The 16,929-nt window shown below is 54.4% G+C and carries 12 protein-coding genes and 1 pseudogene; 10 read left to right on the top strand and 3 right to left on the bottom strand.

The window, feature by feature from the left end:
• Positions 1-13 precede the first annotated feature (13 nt).
• Positions 14-934 (bottom strand): toxin-antitoxin system YwqK family antitoxin, encoded by a 921-nt coding sequence (locus tag MWH26_RS19645; RefSeq protein WP_247977122.1) that lies wholly within the window; start codon positions 932-934, stop codon positions 14-16.
• Between the two features lie 335 nt (positions 935-1,269).
• On the opposite strand from MWH26_RS19645, the gene MWH26_RS19650 reads away from it, so the two are divergent.
• The 8 genes and pseudogenes from MWH26_RS19650 (at position 1,270) to MWH26_RS19685 (ending at position 11,098) form a co-directional block, all read left to right on the top strand.
• Positions 1,270-2,229 carry a site-specific integrase gene (locus tag MWH26_RS19650; RefSeq protein WP_247977123.1) on the top strand — a complete coding sequence of 320 codons (960 nt, stop codon included), beginning with the start codon at positions 1,270-1,272 and terminating at the stop codon, positions 2,227-2,229.
• Between the two features lie 93 nt (positions 2,230-2,322).
• Complete coding sequence (locus MWH26_RS19655) at positions 2,323-3,243, top strand: ABC-three component system protein (RefSeq protein WP_247977124.1); 921 nt, start codon at positions 2,323-2,325, stop codon at positions 3,241-3,243.
• Positions 3,240-3,479, top strand: coding sequence for an ABC-three component system middle component 6 (locus MWH26_RS19660; RefSeq protein ID WP_247977125.1), 240 nt, complete (start codon positions 3,240-3,242; stop codon positions 3,477-3,479). The genes MWH26_RS19655 and MWH26_RS19660 overlap by 4 nt, the downstream gene beginning before the upstream one ends.
• Positions 3,476-5,230, top strand: a complete 1,755-nt coding sequence (locus MWH26_RS19665; protein WP_247977126.1) for an ABC-three component system protein — start codon at positions 3,476-3,478, stop codon at positions 5,228-5,230. The genes MWH26_RS19660 and MWH26_RS19665 overlap by 4 nt, the downstream gene beginning before the upstream one ends.
• 70 nt (positions 5,231-5,300) lie before the next feature.
• Positions 5,301-6,010, top strand: a pseudogene (locus MWH26_RS19670) (IS5 family transposase).
• A 55-nt stretch (positions 6,011-6,065) separates the two neighbouring features.
• Complete coding sequence (locus MWH26_RS19675; protein WP_247977127.1) at positions 6,066-6,965, top strand: hypothetical protein; 900 nt, start codon at positions 6,066-6,068, stop codon at positions 6,963-6,965.
• A 47-nt stretch (positions 6,966-7,012) separates the two neighbouring features.
• A complete protein-coding gene (locus MWH26_RS19680; protein WP_247977128.1) occupies positions 7,013-10,066 on the top strand; it encodes a DEAD/DEAH box helicase in 3,054 nt (1,017 codons plus the stop codon).
• A gap of 117 nt (positions 10,067-10,183) precedes the next feature.
• Positions 10,184-11,098 carry an exonuclease domain-containing protein gene (locus MWH26_RS19685; RefSeq protein WP_215139125.1) on the top strand — a complete coding sequence of 305 codons (915 nt, stop codon included), beginning with the start codon at positions 10,184-10,186 and terminating at the stop codon, positions 11,096-11,098.
• Positions 11,099-11,763: 665 nt separating this feature from the next.
• On the opposite strand, the gene MWH26_RS19690 is transcribed toward MWH26_RS19685, so the two are convergent.
• Together MWH26_RS19690 and MWH26_RS19695 are read right to left on the bottom strand one after the other, a co-directional pair.
• Entirely contained in the window at positions 11,764-12,138 is a 375-nt protein-coding gene (locus MWH26_RS19690; protein ID WP_215139123.1) for a hypothetical protein, read from the bottom strand.
• 124 nt (positions 12,139-12,262) lie between these two features.
• A complete protein-coding gene (locus MWH26_RS19695; protein ID WP_247977129.1) occupies positions 12,263-12,715 on the bottom strand; it encodes a hypothetical protein in 453 nt (150 codons plus the stop codon).
• Between the two features lie 1,161 nt (positions 12,716-13,876).
• Between MWH26_RS19695 and MWH26_RS19700 the strand changes: the two genes are divergently transcribed.
• Both MWH26_RS19700 and nadE read left to right on the top strand, forming a co-directional pair.
• Positions 13,877-14,806: a replication initiation protein gene (locus MWH26_RS19700; RefSeq protein WP_247977130.1), complete on the top strand. Its 930-nt coding sequence runs from the start codon at positions 13,877-13,879 to the stop codon at positions 14,804-14,806.
• A gap of 182 nt (positions 14,807-14,988) precedes the next feature.
• Entirely contained in the window at positions 14,989-16,911 is a 1,923-nt protein-coding gene (gene nadE / locus MWH26_RS19705) for an NAD(+) synthase (protein WP_247977131.1), read from the top strand.
• Positions 16,912-16,929: the final 18 nt, after the last annotated feature.

A 16,929-nucleotide genomic window follows, 5' to 3' on the forward strand; every position in this document is an offset into this window, starting at 1 on the left:
CAGAGGTTTAGCGTTAATTGCAGGCCTTCACCAGGGCGGTCACGCTGAGCGTGGCCGTGGCGTCGGTGGTGTAGTTGTCGTTGTTGACGCACACGAAGAAGCGGCGTGTCCCGGGGGGCAGCGACATTGGCCGGGTTTCCTGAGGCGTGTTGGTTTCCATGCGCAAGCACGAGTTGGGAATGGTTATCGAGCCTTTCGTAGCCAGGAATTGCTGCATGGCCGCCGGACTGGTGGTGATGTACCAGTGGCACTTGGTGGACGTCGTGGGCGGCTTGGTGTCCTGCTTCGACAAAGTGGAAGCGGCCATGGACAACAGGGCCACCGTACCGGTGGCCGGATTGCTCAGGGCCGCGGCCATGCTCAAGGCCGTGGACCAGGAAGCGGGCTGATGGCCGTCGCGGATGTCGAGCTTGTACACGATACCCACCGTGCCCTCGGGCACGTCGACTTCAAACACCTTTCGGCTTAGGTGCATGCAGTTGCTGCAGTGAATCTCCGCGCTGCTGAGCGGCAGGGCATCTTCCACTGCATACGTGCACTTGATTTCGCGCCCGTCCTCGTGCCAGCTGCGAAAATCAGCCTGCTGGGCGCCGTTGACGTAGGTACCCCGAAAGCTCAGCTTTCCGTTCTCGTGCCAGCCCGTGCACAGCCCTGAAGGCACGTCGGGGTGCTCTTTAACCATCTTGCCTTCCCACTGCTTTTGCCAGGAAGGGTAGAAATAGTCGCGCACGGTGCCCACGGTTTTACCAGCCGCGTCGTGGCGGGCTATACGGGCGTAGGCCACTTCTTCCAGCGTCTCGGTGCGCTCCCAGTCCCGGTCGAAGTAGACGGTATCGGCTGGAGGAAGCGATACCGCGGCCGGCTTGGGACGCTGGGCTAGCGCGGTAATAGTACTAATAAGGAGTAGGAACTGCAGAAAGTAGAGTTTTACCATACAGAGTAAGCCAGCGGAAAAGACAGAGTAGCGGTTGGTAAATGTACTGACAAGTCGCTTTCTGTCTAATCCTCACATGGGGCTACATGAATGAGTAGGCAGCAAGTTGAGACGTCATACTTGTTACCCGAGATGCCAAAATTGTCACATAACGCTCAGCCTACTCTTTTTTCGATAAGGTATGACAAGTCTTAGCTAACATACCTGAAAGGCCGCCCTTTCGAGCGGCCTTTTTCTTGAGGTAATAGGTATCGATTAGTAAGTTTTATCGCTACCTATCCGCTATCTTGCTGACCCACCCAAAATCGGGCAACTAAACCTTATATATAAGCTGTATGGAAAACTCCGTCGCGCTCACCGTGAATCCCGTGGGTCATGCCCTGGCGCACCACACCGGCGCGGCGGCCCGCTACGTCGAGGCCGGGCTTACCGGCGCGCCCAACACGGCCCGGGCGTACGCCGCGCACCTGAAGCGCTTCAGTGCCTGGTGCACCGAGCACGGCTTCTCGGCATTGCCAGCACCTGTAGATGCGCTGGTTGGGTTTTGTACCCACCTGGCCGAAGCGGGCAAGAAGGTCGGCACCTTGGAGCAGCACTGCGCCGCCATCAGCAAGGCCCACGCGGTTCGTGGTGTGGACTCGCCGACGGACGACAAGCAGTTCAAGATTTTCATGGACGGCGTACGCCGGGTCCACGGCGTGCGGCAGAAGCAGGCGCCGGCATTTACGCTGGCGCAGCTCAAGCAGCTGGTGCGCAGCCTGGATGTGCAGACGGTGACCGGGCTGCGGGACCGGGCCATTCTGCTACTCGGTTTCACCGGGGCGTTTCGCCGCTCGGAGTTGACGGCGCTCAATGTGCAGGACCTGCGCTTTACCGAGGAATGCTTGGTCGTGTCGCTGGGCAAGAGTAAAACCAACCAGTTGGGTGATTACGAGGAAAAGGCCATATTTTACTCCCCTGAGCCAGCAGTGTGCCCCATCCGCTCTTTAAAGGCGTGGCTAGAGCAGCTGGAACGCAGCGAAGGCCCGGTATTCGTGATGCTGCGCAAGGGCAATCGTCTCACCACCAACCGCCTCTCAGACCAGACTATTAATACCCTTGTGCAACGTTACTTGGGATTAGGCTATACGGCCCATTCCCTGCGGGCGTCCTTCGTGACGGTGGCCAAGCTCAACGGGGCTGATGATAGCAAAATCATGAACCAGACCAAGCACAAGACCAGCGCTATGATTCGTCGTTACACGCGTTTAGACAATGTCCAACAGCATAACGCGGCTAAGGAACTAGGCTTGTAAAACCCGGTAAATCCAAACTACTCGTACAGGCATCGTAGCTTGCGGGACGGCCATTTCGGACATGTTAAACCACTGTTCAAACCTCTTTACTTGATGCATCCAGAAACGCGAGAAATGTACGAAATGAGGTTTAAACTTCGTGTTTACGAAAGCAAGGGCGATGTATACCAATCTCTGTTTTCAGATGTGATGCAGCGGGCCCATCCAGAAGACTTCATGAAAACGCGGCCATGGGGTAACCTCGGTGACAAAAAGAACGATGGGTTTTTAAAATCCGAGCGTCATTTGTACCAAGTTTATGCTCCAAACGAAATGACCGCGGCGCAAGCCATCAAGAAAATTGAAGAGGACTTTTTGGGTGCCTTACCCCATTGGGGCTCTGATTTCGACAAGTGGTCCTTTGTGCACAACGCATTTGATGGCTTAGGACCTCATATACAGCAGACAATACTGGCTTTAGAGAAACAGCACCATCCTATAAAACTTACTCCTTTCAGCCCTATTGACCTTTCCAAGAAGCTGTTTAGCCTTGATGAGGATGATATTATGGCGGTCCTGGGACTGCCCTACAAACCAACGAGGCCTTCACAAATAACCTTTGAGGAAATCAAGCATGTTTTAGAACAACTTGCTCACTCACTTCCTGAGCAACCAGCCCATATACAAGAAGTGCCTCCAGGAAAACTCAATGCAAACAGCTTGAGCTCCAATAGTCGAAACTTGGTTCGCATGGGGATGGGGCTTGCTCCACGCGTTGGCGATTTCTTTGGCACTCATCGATTCGACCCTGAGCTTGGCAACCGAGTTGCTCAGGTGCTTAGAGAAGAGTACATCCGATTAAAAGGGTCTCGCATTGGGCCTGATGCTATTTACAGTGCACTATTTAACTTGATAAGACAACATCAGCATTCATCTGAGGCAGCAGCTTTGGCAATTTTAGCCTACTTCTTTGAGCGTTGTGACATTTTTGAGCCTCTTAGTAGCACCCCATCTTTGCAGGAGGCAGAGGCATGATTCTACCCACCAAACATCTTCCGACCGAACGTGCCTTGCTTACTGTTGGTGCGCAACTGCTAATGCATCTGCAAGAACCCAAATCAGTCTCGCGGCTTTGGTCAGATATTAAGCATGACCCTTCTCAGGATAATTCTATTTCCTTCGACTGGTTCGTGCTCGCTCTTGACCTCTTATCCGCAATGGGCATCATTCATTTCGCAAACGAGCGCATTGCCCGGACAACCTCTGCATGATTTATTCTATTTTCAGCTCGTTGCCTAGTTTTAAGTCTTACGCCTTTCGCTCAGGCTTAAATATAATTATTGCTGATAAAGGCGAAGCTTCAGGGGCTGGCCAAACACGTAATAAAGCGGGCAAGTCAAGTATTGTATTATTAATACATTTTGCGCTCGGTAAAGAAGGAGACCCTAGTTCTCTTTTTCGCAAACCTGAGCTGAAGGACCATAATTTTGGGATAGAATTTGACCTGCGCGGGGTACGTATCCGCGCAACCCGCTCAGGTGCAAATTTTGGCAAGGTGCATTTAACACAAGTCGACGCATCTGAAGCTGTCAAAGATTGGCCCGTTGATGCATTAGATGGAGAATGGGAGGCTACTGTTTCTAGTGCAAAGTGGGAGTCTGATTTAGGGAGAATTATATTTCAACTCCCTGAAAAACCCGAAAAATTTGGGCCTAAGTTTGGCATGCTCTTCAACTATTTCGCTCGCCGAGCAAGCAGTGGAGCCTTTCTCAACCCACAGCAGCAGTCAAGCAAGCAAAGCCCGGCGGACACTCGGGTAGCGCTCTCCTACCTACTGGGATTGGATTGGCGCATCAGTACGGAGCGGGAACAGCTTAGACAATCTGCGGAGAACACTAAAAAGCTACAGAAAGCTGCACAAGACGGTCTCTTAGAAGGGCTCACTGGTGACCCGAAGCAATTGCTTACGCAATCTGTGCTCGTCCAGGAAGATGTCAACAGAATGACGGAGGCTGTTCGCAGCTTTCGAATGCTTCCCGATTATGCGGAACGGGAGAAAGAAGCAAATGCTCTCACCCGTGAGATAAATAAATTAGCGGACGAGAATGCCCAAGACAGTCTGTACATCCATGATTTGGAAGTCTCGCTGAGCTCAGAGTTGGCCCCACAGCTTGATGATGTGCAACGAATGTACTTGGAGGCAGGAGTATCCTTGCCGGGAATAGCATTGCAGCGATTTGAAGAGGTGCGCAAATTTCACGAATCGGTAGTGCGCAACCGAAAAATGTACTTAGAAGAAGAATTAACGCAGGCTCGCCTAAATGTTGAGACTAGGCTACGCAAAATGACTCAACTCGATGACAGGCGAACTGAGGTAATGACACTTTTAAAGACACATGGTGCCTTACAGCATTACTCGAAGCTACAGAGCGAATTAAGTAGAGCAGAGGCCCGGGCTGAACAGATAAAGCAACAGCAGTCTATTTTACATGAAGTCGCTGAACGTGTTGCTCAGTTCAAGATTGACCAGCAACGCCTGTACTTACGGCTACAACGCGACTTTATCGAAAACGAGCAGTTACTAAAAGACGCCATTTTAGCATTTGAAGAAGCTTCACGAGCGCTGTATGAAAATGCAGGTAATCTCAATATTTATCCGAGTGAAACGGGGCCCAATTTTGAGGTGACCATTCAAGGAATGAAAAGCCAAGGAGTTAACAACGCACAGATATTTTGCTTTGACATGATGTTGATGCGAATGGCTGCGAGGCGCGGAATTTCTCCTGGATTTTTGATACACGATAGTAGCCTGTTTGACCCTATCGACGAACGTCAGAAAGAAAGAGCTTTAGAATATGGAGCCAAGCTGGCGGAGCAAATTGGCTTTCAATATATTGTAACACTGAACTCTGACCAATTCCCGAAAGAGAAGGTTACTGCTTTTCCTCTGGAAGACTACATAATTCATCCAAGGTTGACTGACGAACCTGGCGGTGGTCTGTTCGGGTTCGAGTTTAACTAGAGTGTGTGGACAGCAAGGATAGTATTTTTACGCCATGCGCCGTCATGAACTAACCGAACGCGAATGGAAAATGGTCGAACCACACGCCCTCGGCCGGCTGGGCACGGGGCGCGACAACCGCTTGTTTGTCAACGCCGTGCTCTACCGGGTGCGCACAGGCGTGGCCTGGCGCGACTTGCCCGAGCGGTTTGGCCCGTGGAATACGGTGGCGCGGCGTTTCCGCCGCTGGGCACAAGCGGGCGTGTGGGAAGCGCTGTTTCAGGCCGTGCAGGAACCGGACTATGCCTGGGTGCTGGTCGACTCGACTACGGCCAAGGCCCACAAAGCGGCGGCCGGGCAAAAAAAAGCACGCCCGCAGCCGAAGCTCTAGGCCGCTCGCGCGGCGGTTTCTGCACCAAAGTGCATGCCGTCGTGGACGCGTTGGGCAACTGCCTGCACGTGGCTCTAACGCCGGGCGAAGCAGCCGACAGCCCGCAATTGCCCGGTTTGCTGGCGGCCTTGTCAGAACAACCCGGCGCAGTAGTCGCCGACAAGGCATATGACACGAACCACGTACTCAGTACGTTGGCCCAAGACGAAGTCGAAGCCGTCATCCCGCCCAAAGCCAACCGCCTCGACCAGCGCGACTACGATGAAAACCTGTATGCCGACCGCAACAAGGTGGAGCGCTTCTTCGGCCGTCTCAAAGAGGCCCGTGGCTTTGCGACCCGATACGAGAAAACTGCTACCTCCTTTTTAGCCGTGGCCCACCTGCTCGCTGCCCTCGATTGGATGCGCTAGCTGTCCACACAGCCTAAGTAAAAGCATTTTATACACCTTAATCACTTATTAGCTAATGCCTTTATCGCTGATTATTGAGAAGGTGGATTTGTATAGTGACTGGGTGAAAATTGCGAAGCAACGCCTAACAGCTTACGGTTTCAATATCAGTCAACTTGTCCGCGACGAAGAGGTATCACTAGAGTACTTTAACGTGCTGCTGCACCTGACCATACCAGTACACTCTCGTCAGGTATTTTACGCGGACACATTCAATTGCCCTCCCGAGCTTCATGCGGGATTGCTAGCCTTTATCGAAAAGATTGAGTCTGGGCGAAATCTGCGGCCGCACATGAGTCGAGGAGTAAAAAAGGTGGCCAACCGGGATGCTTTACGATACGACTGGGGCATTCATCACTTTCATCTTGGCACTACCTTAGCCCCTGATGGTTTTATCATTCGGACCGAACCAGTTCTATTTGCTTGGGTCGCTAACAATGCCGTATACATGCTCGGACTCTACCCACATGGGGCTTGGAGCCAGCAAGAAGTTCTCCAAGTGCTTTATCGCAACTGGCCTGCCCTGCTCTCTCCTTATACCATAAAGGGTGCTAGTCTAACTCACGTTTTAACCGACCAGGAAGTCGCGCAAGCGCGCAAAGCGGGCGTAACGGTGGCCTTTCAAGTGGCTGAAGGTGTCGCCGTTGTGCCCCCAGGGGGTGGAATGCCAACGTCCAAGCATAGCTTTCGTGCAGTAAGAGATAATGACAAGCTGCTCGACAACTTGGATAGCATGACGGAACAGTTGCGCGACCCTAACTCAGCCTTTATGCAGGAGTATGAAAGGAAAGGAGCTTTCAAAAAAAGAACCCTCTCATTTTCTTTAGTAGAACACAACACTGGGTGCATGCTCATCGAAAAGCACAACACCCTTCATTTTAAGGTAGACGGAATTCCTTCCTTGCCGCTGCCTTAGCCTTCTATGGCGGTAAATTACTAAATGGACCTCGACTACGACAGCTTATGGCCGCCCGACTTCTTTCCGGATTCATTGGCATCAACCGCCATGCTGACCAGGACATTTCTGACTTGAACTGTGCTCGTCGGGATGCTACGGCCCTGTGGTCACTTTGGCAAGACACTCTTCCTGACACCACACCAGTACTGCTCGTAGATGAGCAGGCCACCAAGTCCCGTATTGAAGAATTGCTAGCATTGACATTGGATGCCGCGACGGATGAGGATGTGGTACTGCTAACCTTTTCTGGCCACGGCACCCACAACCACCGCTTAGTAGCCCATGATACCAACTTGGAGGACTTAGCGGGGACAACTATCTCCATGGCGGACCTAGCCACACGGTTTCGCCAAAGCAAGGCCCGCCATATTTTGCTGGTTCTTGACTGTTGTTTCAGCGGGGGGGCGCCAGCCAAAGTGATTGAGGATGGCTTACAGCCACGCGGTACCGGGTTTTCTTTAGAATCGGCTTTTTCCGGACGTGGGCGCATGCTCCTAGCCGCCGCTAATGTTGATGAAGAGGCTTGGGAGGCAGCGGGCCATGGTCTATTGACTTCGGCCCTAACCGCAGCTTTACGGGCTGCTACTGGTCCGGTGGAGGTGGGAGCGCTGATGGCCGATGTTGCCGGACGGGTACGCGCCGAAGCGCAACGTCTGGGCCTGACGCAAACCCCAAAATGGGTAGGAGATATCGATGGGGGCTTTACCATTCCCCCGCTACAGGCCGGACAGCATTTTTACCAAGCCTTTCCTGAACAGACCGGACTGAAGGTTTCAGCCAACATCAGTGAATTAATAGGCTTCGGCTTGCCCGAAGAGGTTATTCAACTCTGGGACCAACAGTTCTCCCAAGGGCTCAACGAACTGCAAATTGCTGCGGTCAACGACTATCGGATACTGGATGGGGAATCCCTACTGGTAGTGGCCCCGACCAGCAGCGGCAAGACGTTTATTGGAGAACTAGCCGCTGTAAAAGCTGCTGTTAGCACCCAGCGAGCTGTTTTTCTAGTGCCTTATAAGGCGTTGGCCAACGAGAAGTACGAACAGTTTTCTGACTTGTACGGCACGCGGTTGGGCCTACGGGTGATTCGGTGCACTGGCGACTACCAAGACGCTACCAATGCTTTTGTACGGGGTAAGTATGACATTGCCCTACTCACCTATGAGATGTTTCTGAACCTGGTGGTGAAGAATCAGGGCACACTTAGCCGCATCGGGGTAGTCGTCGTGGACGAGGCGCAGTTCATTACAGACCCCAACCGAGGCATCAGCGTCGAATTGCTGCTAACATATATTCTGTCTGCTCGCGAACGGGGCATCACCCCGCAGCTGGTAGCGCTGTCGGCGGTCATCGGCAACACCAACGGTTTTGAGCATTGGCTGCGCTGTCAAGCGTTGATTACGACCCGTCGACCCGTGCCCCTAGAGGAGGGCGTCATTGACCGCTCGGGCGTTTTTGAGTATGTAGACCCGGACACCGGGCTCCAGCAGAAACGGCAGCTACTACCTGCTCATGCCGTGCGGATACGCCGCGATAAAGCAAGTACTCAGGACGTGATAGTGCCTCTAGCACAGTCCTTGCTGGCGCAGCAGCCAACAGCTAAGCTCATTGTGTTCCGCAACATCCGCGGCAAAGCCGAAGGCGTTGCGGGTTATCTGGCTAAGGATTTGGGCTTGCCCAGTGCGGATGCGGTGATGGCGGCCTTACCAGCTCAGGACCGCTCCTCTACCTCCGCTAAGCTACGCGACTGTCTGCGGGGCGGTACAGCCTTTCACAACAGCAACCTGTCCCGAGAAGAGCGGGAGGTGGTCGAACGCGCTTTTCGCGACCAGCAGGGTCCTGTGCGGGTGCTGGGAGCCACTACTACTGTCGCGGCTGGCATCAACACGCCGGCATCAGCAGTAATCCTAGGCGAAACGGAATTCCTTGGAGAGGACCAGAAGCCATTTACCATTGCCGAATACAAAAACATGGTGGGCCGGGCTGGCCGGCTGGGCTATAATGAGCGTGGCCAGTCGTTCATCATCGCCAATACCCCCATGGAGCGTCGTCAACTGTTCCAACACTACGTCCTTGGGCAGCCGGAAGCCATGCGCTCTTCCTTTGTCAGCGGCAATCTGTCCACATGGGTGTTGCGCCTGCTGGCCCAAATCCCGCGGGTTGGCCGCCGGGATGTAGCCACCTTGCTGGCAAACACCTACGGAGGGTACGTGGAGGGCCGTAGCAATTCAAACTGGCGGCCCCAGATGGATGCGCAGGTAGAAAATATCATAATATCATTGATTCGGGCTGGCATCGCCGAGCAGGAGGGCTCCATGCTCCAGTTGACCTTGATAGGGTTTGCCTGCGCCAATTCTTCGCTGTCTTTTGAATCTATCCTGCGCCTACTGCACTTTCTGAAATTGTTGAACCCAACCACCATTACACTTGAGCGGCTGATGGCTCTGACGCAGGCGCTGCCGGAGCTGGATGAGACCTACACGCCACTCTTTAAAAACGGCAACAAGGAGAAGACGTGGCCATATCACGCGGCTCAAAAAGTCGGCAACGACCTGGTGCAACTCTACCAACGTTCCCTTCCCGACCAGCTAGCCTATTTACGCCGAGCTAAACGGGCCCTCTTGGTAGAAGCTTGGCTTGAGGGCGATTCTTTGGAAAGTCTGGAGCAGGCGTACACCAATTCCTCATTCGTGCCGGTAAGCTACGGGGATGTGCGTCGTATTGCAGATGCAACACGCTATCATTTCCGCTCAGTTGTTCCCATTGTCCAAGCTTTGCACCCTATGTTGCTCTTGGAAGATGAGGCTCTGAATTTGTTAACCACTCGTCTGGAGGTTGGCTTACCAGCCTCGGCGCTCCCCTTGCTGAAGGTACCGACTCTGAATCGCGGGGAAATACTGTTGCTTGCGCGCCATGGCATTGTGGACCCGTCGCTTCCATGGGCAGCAGTTGAACCGGCTGCCATTGAGTTATTCGGCCTTGAAAGAAGTCAAGCAATAGGGCCTGTATGGGAAAAGCAGCATCTCACTAGATTGTCCAAAACATCGAGGGCATCCTAGCCGTGTGGAATTGGTGAATTTGCAATCATCTTGCTTGTGGAAGCAACGGTTAACCCCGCATATTTACCTTGTATTTGCTTCACTTCCACACTTTAACCTTACTATTCTCGGCTGCTTATGAAGTTTATTGCTATTGATTTTGAAACTGCTACGGCCGACCGCGACAGTGCCTGCGAAATAGGCTTGGCTTTCGTGGAAGACGGTCAGATTACCGGCACCAAATCCTGGTTGGTAAAGCCCCCTTCCTATCCTTACTTCGACCCGTTTAACATCTCCATTCACGGCATTTATCCCTCCGACGTAGCTGACCAGCCTACCTGGGCCGAACTGTGGCCAGAATTGCAGCCACTGCTGGAAGGTCAGTTATTAGTAGCTCACAATGCTGGCTTCGATTTCAGCGTGTTGCGCCGGACGTTAGAAGCGTATGAGTTGCCTTTCCCTTCTTTGCAGTACGTCTGCAGTTATATTTTCTCGAAGAAAGTATGGACTGGGCTTCCCGCCTACGATTTGCATACTCTCTGCAAATTTCACGGCATCCCGCTGCAGCACCACCGCGCGGCTAGTGATGCGCAAGCTTGCGCGCAGTTGGCGTTGAAAACCTTTGCCCATGCTGGCGTCACGTGTCAGGACGACTTTGCTGAAAGGCTGCTAACTAACATAGGTCAGCTGCGTCCAGATGGCTACAACCCCTGCATAACGCGGCGTATTTACCTGTCTAAAGATCCGAGCCTGATTAAGGGGGACCCAGCCAAGCATAAACCTGACAACCTGTTCTACGGCCGCAGTGTGGTATTCACCGGTACCCTCTCTTCCATGCAGCGTGCCAGTGCGCAGCAGCTCATTGCCAACATTGGTGGAATTAACAGTAACGGCGTCACTAAGGACACCTGCTTTCTGGTGGTTGGGCAGCAGGATTACCGCATTGTCGGTGATGACGGCATGAGTAGCAAACAGGAGAAAGCCGTTAAGCTCATCGAGAAAGGCGCTGGGTTGGAAATTCTATCTGAAGTAGACTTCCTTCGTAATCTGTAGAAAGCCTAGATGAAACAACCAGCTGATTTCTCCCCTTCCTGGAAACGCTTGACTGCTTTGCCGGATGAACGGACGATGTGGGAGTTTGACGCATACTATCAGCGTGTTCATCCCTTGGTGCCCAACGTACCCAGAGCGGTGCTAAAGCAGTGGATTCATGGGCTGCAGGGCGAATACGTTACGCTACGAAACTATGCTTGGCTGGATTTCGACCACTTACTCTTTAGCTTGGAGCAGTGGCCGACGCAGGCTCTGCTGAGCTTGTACGTAGTGGAAGAATATCGAGATTGTGTCCAGACCCGAGAGCGGTGCCAAGACTTCGAGGAGTTTTGCTGCACTAACCGGGACCTAGTCCACTGGAAGGAACATGGCACATGGCGCACCCCACCCGTAGTGCTGGATGTAACCTCGATAGGCCCGTTGCCACCGGATAAAGAGTTGGTAGTGCCTCACCAGTTAATCGAAGGTCATAATCGGTTCGGCTATTTACTGGCGATGGCAGGCATGACGCAACGAGGTGAAGCCATAGTGGCTGTCACGCACGATGTATGGGTGTTACGGCAACCTGGACCAGTTGAGTTGCCGTAGCCCGGCGGTTTAATACGTGGTTCATGTGCTGTGGTGTTAGTTGCAGTGTGTTCCTCTCACCAACCACCCGCGGTTCCTTAAGCCTTCGATGCCGTGAGGAAATGGAGCTGCGCCTGAAAGGAGGCCAGCGCCTCAGCATCCGGCAACACAAACCACGTGGTCTTACTTGTCAGGGGAAAGCGCAACTGCTGCGCAGGTATGCCCAGGCTAACGAGCACGCGCTGCACGAGGCGGGGCTCCTCGCGCTTAAGCTTGCCGTTTTTCAGGTTGACAATGTTGGTGTAGGTAAGCTGGTGCGTCTCACAAAACGGCTTCAATTCCCCGCTGCCCAGCATTTTCAGCCTGCCCTGTGCATACAGCAGTGCATCGGCGTAGGAAACGGTCAAACTCAGGTCCGGAAAGGGCAGCGGAGCTGCTTCGACCAGGCTCGTTACTTCTTCTTTTTCATTCATGGGTGGTAGGTGTTGGTTATGGCCCTGCCCTGCTGAGTTCAGGAGCCATTGTAAAGGTGCTGAGCCAGGTTAATCCTCGTCTGGCGTGGATGATTTTAAGGCTACTGAGTAATACGGGGCTGCTCTACGAAGCTGGTGTGGCCAGTGCCCGCCAGTTAGGGGCCGGTGCCTTGCCTTGCTGCAGGGCCTGCACCAGGGCCGCGACGTCCTCGGGGCTGAGCATGTCCCGCCGCGGGGCCAGGAAGCTCACGTCGTTGAACAAGTCCCGCTCGCCGTGGCCAAAGCGCACGGCGTACACGTTTTCGTAATTCGAGGAATAGGCGTAGCGGGTAAAGAGCGAGAGCGCGCCGGGCGCAATGCCATACTGCTGGCACACCTTGGCCGCGAGCGTGACCGGGCATTGCATCAGGCTGCCGACGGCTCCCTGCTCCAGCTCCGTGGCCACGGTCCAGCCGTGGGCCGGGTGTACCACCAGCTCGCAGCGGGCCGGCTGGCGCTTTACATCATCGTAGAGGTAAAACGGCAGGGCATGAATGACATCGGGCAGGGTGTACAGGGCGTCAAGGTCGATGAGCATGCGGCAGAAAGGAAGCTTCGATTTGATAGCCGGCCCCGGGCATCCGCAGTAAAAGGCGCGTAAGCAACTGGCCAGGACGGGGACAGAGGGTAATTCTAAGGCAAAGGAAACAGGTCAAATCGATGCTACCTACGGCCTAATGCCCTTTTCGGGTATGCAGGAGCCCTTTTTTAGCCCTTACCACTACACCTGCTATGGTTAGGGCCGGCGGGTTAACTCCTCCGTAAGGCCTTGCATAGCGTTCAATAACCGCCCATCAGGTGCTACTACTTCGCTTTCCGGCTTATAAAACCTATTAGTTCACGAAAACGCTTAGCTCGACTGTAGGCTGGTAGGTCTGCTAAAAAATAGATTTTATAAGCCCTGGGGTTCTTGTGGGCACCATTTTCATGGTTAGGGGCTCCCTACTGGCCTGCTGCAGCAGCCGCTGAAGATGCTGGCGAAGCAAACCTGCGAGACTTATAAAATCTATTAATGAGGCCTTGGTGAGCTTTCAGCGTAGTTTTCAAGTACCTTTGGAGTTAATAGGAATGTTCTAAATAGTAGAAAAAGGTAAAAAAAATCTTTAAAAAGTGCAATCCCATTTTGTGCTTATTTAGACTCACTTTTTTGTTGTTTTCGTTCGGGTATCGGCCTAAACCACCACTTTAAAAGCTTTTGTACTCCAGCTTCAACAAGCTTGTGAGTATTTTAAGTATTTAAGGTATTTGCAGGGGCCACAACTTTTTGTACTACAGCAACTTAAGCCGCTTCAGTAATAGGTTTTATAAGCGAGCTAATAGGTTTTATAAGCCAAGTAATAGGTCTCATAAGCGGACTAATAGGTTTTATAAGCCCAGCTAATAGCTTTCATAAGCTGATTAATAGAGCATCCTCTCATAGGCTATTAATTCGATGCCTGGGCCCAACTAATAGATTTTATAAGTCACTCCGGGTGTGGACTCGGTAGCAGCCCTACCCTGACGGCGCTGAACTAATAGCTTTTATAAGTCTCGCGGAAAGCTCGCGCCGCGCTAACTAATAGGTTTCATAAGTCTAACTAATAGCTTTTATAAGCCGCCTCGGTCCCGCGCCTGTTCCTTGCTCATAGATTCAGGATTTGGCTCTATTAGTTTCCGATTTAAGCCGTATGTTTGCTTTGTATCACCCCAGTAGCTGCGTATGGCCGCGCCCGAATCCACCGTTCCGATTGAAATCCGGCAGCACAACGCGCTGACGACGGCCCGCTACGAGATGAGCGCCTGCGAGATGGACATCGTCTTTTCGCTGCTCTCCAAGCTCACCAAGCAGGACAAGGCCGGCACCATCTACGAAATCCGGGTGCAGGAGCTCATGGAGATGACCGGCCGCACCTGGAACTACAAGCAGCTGCTCGAATCCACCGAGAACCTCAACAGCCGCGTTTACCACATCGAGAACGGCAAGACCCTGCTGCAGGTAAGCCTGCTGGCCTCGGCGCTCTACCGCAAGGGCGAGGGCACCATTGAGCTGGAAATATCCGAGCGCATGCGGCCCTTCCTGATTGACCTGAAAAGTAACTTTACCTCCTACCGCCTGCAGGCCGCTTTTAGCCTGAGCAGCAAGTACGCCAAGCGCATCTACCAGCTGGCTTCGCAGTGGAAGGACATCGGGGAAACCAAGACCTACTCCCTGGACGAGTTCAAGGGCATGCTCAAGCTCAAGGACCCCACGGGCAAGGAGCCCGAGCAGTATTCCCAGATTTCGGCCCTGCAGAAGTACGTGCTCGACGTGGCCACCACGCAAATCAACGAGCACACCGACCTGCGCATCAAGTACGAGCTGCTCAAAAAGGGCCGCTCCTACCAGAGCATCAAGTTCTACGTCAACACCCAGGTCCCCCAGCAGCTGCCCATCCCCTTCGAGTTGGAAGCCGATGACGCCAAAGTGCAGCTGGCCCGCAAGCACCTGGACACGCTCGGCATTGCCGAGCCCAAGCTGGTGCAGGACATTCTGCTCTCGCCCAAGCACGTCGATGCCTTGTTTGCCTTTATCTACAAGCTGAAGACGGATAAAATCAAGGCTACCAAGAATCCGGGCGGCCTGTTCCTGAAAATGCAGGGCTTGCGCTAGCACCATAAACGCCTTCATCCGCAAACTTTTTGGCGAGCTTACGCTGGCCAGGGTTCAGGCTACGGAAGCGGCCCGCTCATTGCTCCACTCAGCCAGCAATGAGCGGCAACCCTGGCAAAGCGCGGCCGTTGCTGGTGCTGGGCGACCTGTCCTTTCCCTAACCCGCCGCTACACCCGTTCTCATGCGCATCGCCGGAGCCGCTTTAAACCAAATTCCCTTTGACTGGGAGCATAACCTGCGCAACATCCGCTCAGCCATTGAGATGGCCCGGGAAAACGGGGTGGAGCTGCTCTGCCTGCCCGAGCTGTGTCTGACCGGCTATGGCTGCGAAGATTTGTTTCTGAGCGACTGGCTGCCGGAGACGGCCCTGGCGCATTTGCAGCAGGTGCGCGCGTGGACCCACGGCATCTGCGTAGTGGTCGGCTTGCCCGTGCGCCTCAACCACCGTACCTACAACACGGCCGCGGTGCTCCGCGACGGCCAGATTCTGGGCTTTGCCGCCAAGCAGTTCCTGGCCAACGACGGCGTGCACTACGAGCCCCGCTTTTTCGTACCCTGGCCCGCCGCCCAGACCACTGCGGTGGACTATCGCGGGGAAACGTGGCCCTTGGGGGACCTCGTGTTTGAGCACCGGGGCGTGCGCTTCGGCTTTGAAATTTGTCAGGATGCTTGGCAGCCCGCCCATGAGCGACCCGCCGGCCGGCTGGTGGGCCGGGTTGATTTGATTGTCAATCCTTCGGCCAGCCACTTTGCCATGAGCAAAACCGACGTGCGCTACCAGCTGGTGATGGCGGCCTCGCGCACCTATCACTGTACGTACCTCTACGCCAACCTGCTGGGCAACGAGTCGGGCCGTATTATTTTCGATGGAGAAGTGCTGGTGGCGCGCAACGGGCACTTGCTGCTGCGCAACCAGCTGCTGAGCTTCAAGGAAGTTGACCTGGAGTGGATGGATGTGGACTTCACCACCGACTTGGAGCCCGCGGCCGAAATCGTGCCGCTGCCCGCCCCCGACGAGTACCTGGAGCTCAACCAGGCCATGAGCCTGGGTTTGTTCGATTACCTGCGCAAAGCCCGTAGCCGGGGCTTCGTGCTGAGTTTGAGCGGCGGCGCTGACTCCTGCTTTTGCGCCGTGGGCGTAGCCGAAATGGTGCGCCTGGGCGTGGCGGAGTTGGGCGTAGAGCTGTTTAAAAGCCGGAGCGGCTGCTTTCCGGAAACCGAAACGGTGGTGCAGCAGGAAGGGGCCGGCGGCAAGGCCGGGCAAGTAGTGGATGCCTCCCCGGCCACCACCGAAGCCTCGGTCTTAACCGTTAACCAGCAGCTGGTGCAGCAGCTGCTCACCTGCGCCTACCAGGGCACCGTCAATTCCTCGGATGACACCTTTAATTCAGCCAAAGAGTTGGCCGACAGCATTGGCGCGCGCTTTCATAACTGGGAAATTGATGAGGAAGTGACCGGCTACGTGAGCAAAATCCAGCAGGCGCTGGGCCGGGAGCTGACCTGGCAAACCGACGACCTGGCCCTGCAAAACATTCAGGCGCGGGTGCGGGCGCCGGCCATCTGGCTGCTGGCCAACGTGCAGAACTGCCTGCTCATCACCACGTCAAACCGCTCCGAAGCCAGCGTGGGCTACTGCACCATGGACGGCGACACGGCCGGCAGTATCTCGCCCATTGCGGGCGTTGATAAAGACTTCGTGAAAAAGTGGCTGCGCTGGGCCGAAACCGAGCTGGGCTACCCGGCCCTGCGCCACGTGAATGCCCTGCAGCCCACGGCCGAGCTGCGCCCCCTCGAAGACAAGCAAACCGACGAGCGGGACCTGATGCCCTACACCCTACTCAACCGCATCGAGCGGCTGGCGTTTTACGACCGGCTCAGCCCCCAGCAGGTGCTGGCCATGTTGGAAGGCGAAGGCACCGGCTTCGACAAGGAGCAATTGAAAACCTACGTGCGTCGCTTCTACAGCCTCTGGAGCCGCAACCAGTGGAAGCGCGAGCGCTACGCCCCGAGCTTCCACCTCGACGACTACAACGTGGACCCGCGCTCCTGGCTGCGCTTTCCCATCCTCAGCGGCGGCTTTGCCCAGGAGCTGGCGGCATTGTAGGCGGATTGGCAACTAGAC

The organism is Hymenobacter sublimis (genome assembly GCF_023101345.1).
Classification (GTDB): domain Bacteria; phylum Bacteroidota; class Bacteroidia; order Cytophagales; family Hymenobacteraceae; genus Hymenobacter; species Hymenobacter sublimis.

Bases quoted from the DNA above. Each gene is read 5' to 3' on its own strand.
- MWH26_RS19655 (WP_247977124.1), top strand. From the start codon at position 2,323: ATGCATCCAGAAACGCGAGAAATGTACGAAATGAGGTTTAAACTTCGT.
- MWH26_RS19675 (WP_247977127.1), top strand. From the start codon at position 6,066: ATGCCTTTATCGCTGATTATTGAGAAGGTGGATTTGTATAGTGACTGG.
- MWH26_RS19665 (WP_247977126.1), top strand. From the start codon at position 3,476: ATGATTTATTCTATTTTCAGCTCGTTGCCTAGTTTTAAGTCTTACGCC.
- MWH26_RS19695 (WP_247977129.1), bottom strand. From the start codon at position 12,715: ATGCTCATCGACCTTGACGCCCTGTACACCCTGCCCGATGTCATTCAT.
- MWH26_RS19700 (WP_247977130.1), top strand. From the start codon at position 13,877: ATGGCCGCGCCCGAATCCACCGTTCCGATTGAAATCCGGCAGCACAAC.
- MWH26_RS19660 (WP_247977125.1), top strand. From the start codon at position 3,240: ATGATTCTACCCACCAAACATCTTCCGACCGAACGTGCCTTGCTTACT.
- MWH26_RS19690 (WP_215139123.1), bottom strand. From the start codon at position 12,138: ATGAATGAAAAAGAAGAAGTAACGAGCCTGGTCGAAGCAGCTCCGCTG.
- MWH26_RS19685 (WP_215139125.1), top strand. From the start codon at position 10,184: ATGAAGTTTATTGCTATTGATTTTGAAACTGCTACGGCCGACCGCGAC.
- MWH26_RS19680 (WP_247977128.1), top strand. From the start codon at position 7,013: ATGGCCGCCCGACTTCTTTCCGGATTCATTGGCATCAACCGCCATGCT.
- nadE (WP_247977131.1), top strand. From the start codon at position 14,989: ATGCGCATCGCCGGAGCCGCTTTAAACCAAATTCCCTTTGACTGGGAG.
- MWH26_RS19650 (WP_247977123.1), top strand. From the start codon at position 1,270: ATGGAAAACTCCGTCGCGCTCACCGTGAATCCCGTGGGTCATGCCCTG.
- MWH26_RS19645 (WP_247977122.1), bottom strand. From the start codon at position 934: ATGGTAAAACTCTACTTTCTGCAGTTCCTACTCCTTATTAGTACTATT.